This is a genomic window from Chitinophagaceae bacterium (assembly GCA_007695095.1).
Lineage (GTDB): Bacteria > Bacteroidota > Bacteroidia > Chitinophagales > REEL01 > REEL01.
The window spans coordinates 1-3,464 of sequence record REEL01000023.1 but is presented as its reverse complement, the minus strand read 5'-3'; the positions used below and the strand labels follow the sequence as shown (position 1 = coordinate 3,464).

Genomic DNA, 3,464 nt, shown 5'->3' with positions numbered 1-3,464 from the left:
AATTTGTGCTATTTTATATAGTATACGTACTGTACGTACATAAGTATGTTTATTCGTGAAAATGCGGGGATAATCCATTTATATTAAACAACCAAGCTCATTTCATGGGATATCTTATCTGAGGATAAAAAACCCATGAGGAAATAGTTTCGTTGAGAGAGTGGGATTATGCTAATTCAGGAAACAGCCATAGCTTGGCCATTTACACCAAATGCAGGTTTAAACTTATTCAGAGCATTTAGAATTTGGCCTCTGGAGGCCGGTTTAGCAAGAAGGTCTAGGTAGTACGTACTCTGAAGCCGTGTAGTATGTAAATGGTCTGTATTGCCGGTAATATAGATAACTGGAATAGGCACCTTTTTTTGAATTTCATGCGTTGCATCAATCCCATCGATATCGTCACTTAACTGAATATCCATAGTAATAAAATCCGGTTTATTTTCAATCGCACTAAGGACAGCATCTTCACCGGTAGTAATGCAATCAATGACCTCATACCCCAAAGCAGTGAGCGTCTTTTTGAGGTATAAAGATTGAATCATTTCGTCTTCAACTACCAGTACTCTTAATTTTCTGTTATTCATAAGCCTTATCCAGTCAGATTTTAATTTAAAGAGTCATTTATTGATTTACTCTTTTTGGAAGATTTCTTAAACGTAAGTATAGCCAAGGTACCATTGTCATTTAATATTTTTAAAGTACCAGAAAGCTGTTGTATAAATATGTTTATAAGAGAAAAGCCGGGAGTGTTACTTTTTGTATAATCAAAATTTTCTCCAATACCAATACCATTATCCTTAACAATTAAACTAATTTCATTAGCAGATTCGGTTAATGAAATATGAATTCTTTTATCCGATTGATCAACAAATGAATGTTGAAATGAATTTGATAAGATTTCACTTGCAATCATAGCGGCAGGAAAAGCATTTGAGATATCAATATCTATAGAATCAAAAGATGTAGTAATGGAAATAGTAGTATTAGGAAAATGACTTTTTCCAGTTAATTCAATTAGCCGTTCCAAATATTGGTTGAATGCGATTTTGGAAAAATCAGAACTTTTGTAAAGCAATTCCTGCAAGATTCCCATATTATATATATGGTAGGTATTGCGAGACAATGTATCTACAGTAACCTTACAATTTGATGACATTTTTTCTAATTCGAGCAAACTTGTGATGGTAGCCAGGTTGTTTTTCACACGGTGATGCATTTCGGTTAATAGCAGTTTATTTCTTTCAAGTGCTTTTTTGGCCGTTTGTTTCGAAAGAGTATGCTCAGTTACATCTTGAAATATGCCTTGTATTTCTGTTGGTTTATTATCTTCAAAGCCAACAGTACAGCGGGCGGAAATAAACATTAAATTTCGTTTTATACTAGGTAATAACCTGAAGTTTACATCTATAGTTGTATTTAATTTATTAAGATTTCTAATTTTAGACAGTACGATCGTTACATCTTTTGGGTGTATCCATTTTAAAAATGCTCTTAGCTCAATAGATTTTTTTTCAAGGTTTAGGAGTTCTTTGAGCTCATCTGAAAAACTGAACTTTAGAGTCTCATAATTAAATTCCCAATAACCGGATCTTGCTAATTTATGAGCAAGCCTCAGATTTTTTTCATTAGCGCGAATTTTTTTCTCAGATGTAAGCCGATTTATTTTTAATTGCTTTTCGTCAAGTCCTTTAGTTATTGCTGGACCTAAGCGTAATAGATTATCTTTGAATAAATAATCATTAGCGCCACTTTTTATAGCCTCTATGGCTATATTTTCGCATACGTGGCCTGAAACCAAAATGAATGGAGTTAAAGGATCTTTCTCACGAACAAGCTCTAACGATGTCATTCCGTCAAATCCTGGCAGGTAGAAGTCTGAAATAATTACATCCCATTCTTCATTAAGTACGTTGATTAATGCTTCTTCTGTATCAACCCTTTGGCTGTATATTTTAAAGCCTTCTTTTTTTATACTTCTTAAAAGTAATTCATAGTCATCAACGGAATCTTCTACTACAAGAATTCTTAAAGTGACACATTTGGCGATACCTTCCATAGTCTTACCATATTTAGTTTTTTCTTCTATGTTTTGTTATCGGCTCCTTCTAAAAAAATCTTAAGGGATTATATGTATAAAATTTTCCAGGTAAGAAATCTAGCTGCCGGGCTATTTTGCCGGCTTAGTATTGGTGTTTTGAAAAGTCTTCTTTAAGCTAAATGCACGCTAATTTATGTTTTAACCCAGATTATTCACCAAGATATATTTTTTGAGCAAGGCGAAGGGCAAAACGTGACGGAAGAGTGTTTTTGGTACTCTGAGTGCGTTTTTTTCACTTCAACGAAGCTCATCTGAACATATCGTCGCTCTTTTTAATACCTCAAACTTTGGCTATCATGAATTTGTGCTGCTATATCATATAGTATCAGTATTTTAAGTATATAAGTATGTTTATTCGTGAATATTCCGGGTTATGCTAGTGTCTGTAATGCTTCTATGAATATGATTACTTTTTGCCATTGCCGGTAAAAAAAGGCAAAGATACTGATGGCCATTGTTTATATTCGGTTTGGTTTAGAATATTCTTCTAAAGAAATGTTATTTTTACCCGATAACCATGCAAACAGGCGTAGACAGTGCCTTGACTTTTAGTTAATTATATAATGTCATGAAAAAAATACCGACTGACCTTGAAATACTACAGGCAATCTATAGCAGATATAATCTTTCTTATAAGGAGCATGCCCGAAAGGAGCCTGATAGAATTACAAGGGTTCGGGTACCTGTAGATATAGGTAAAATTGCACAAGATTGTGGTGTAGAGGAGGATATGATTTTTGGAAGGCTTTACTACCACTTCAATAAAAAATACAGTTATTTTGATGAAGATGGGAACAGGGTTACTTTTTTTTCCTCTCTTAAATTTGAAGGCTTAAGTGTAAATTTCCCATTAGTATTATCCATCCTTGCCGATTTGGATTTCGAAAGCAGAAAATTCAAACTTGCTATTACTTTTTCAACGGTTGCTTTGGTTATATCTGTCTTTGCACTTATACTAGCTTTTATAATCTGATTATAGGAAGTAATTCATTTTTTTACTTTTGCTCGGGCGTTGAATGAAACAAAACAGCTGGTTTTTCGAAGCCTTCTAATAGTGTTTATTCATTGTATTCAGAATGCAACAGAATATATCCACTTGGTTATGTAACCGTCCTTTATCAGAACTTTTTTAGCTAACTGGAAGTTGAAATCCACCTTGATATGGCCTTTAGTAAAGTATCTGAGTCAACTGGTTTACTGACAAAATCAGACACACCCGCTTCAAAGCATTGCTTTTTATCTTCTTCCGTGACGCGTGCAGTTACAGCAATTATCGGAATATGTTTCCATTCTTTATGTTCTTTTATCTTTTTGGTTGCCTCATACCCATTCATCTCGGGCATCATCATATCCATTAAAATAATGT

4 protein-coding genes are annotated in these 3,464 nt (G+C 33.8%); 1 reads left to right on the top strand and 3 read right to left on the bottom strand.

The genetic code is table 11. The annotated features are described in order from the left end of the window. Window positions 1-176: 176 nt before the first annotated feature. Together EA412_00440 and EA412_00435 are read right to left on the bottom strand one after the other, a co-directional pair. A complete protein-coding gene (locus EA412_00440; protein ID TVR84355.1) occupies window positions 177-584 on the bottom strand; it encodes a response regulator in 408 nt (135 codons plus the stop codon). A 20-nt stretch (window positions 585-604) separates the two neighbouring features. After that, on the bottom strand, window positions 605-2,056 hold the full coding sequence (locus EA412_00435) for a response regulator (protein TVR84354.1): 1,452 nt from the start codon (window positions 2,054-2,056) through the stop codon (window positions 605-607). A 610-nt stretch (window positions 2,057-2,666) separates the two neighbouring features. Here EA412_00435 and EA412_00430 point away from each other — a divergent pair. Continuing rightward, window positions 2,667-3,071, top strand: coding sequence for a hypothetical protein (locus EA412_00430; protein ID TVR84353.1), 405 nt, complete (start codon window positions 2,667-2,669; stop codon window positions 3,069-3,071). Between the two features lie 160 nt (window positions 3,072-3,231). Here the strand turns inward: EA412_00430 and EA412_00425 are convergent. Continuing rightward, window positions 3,232-3,464, bottom strand: a 233-nt coding sequence (locus EA412_00425) for a response regulator (protein TVR84352.1), incomplete at its 5' end; no start/stop codon positions are given.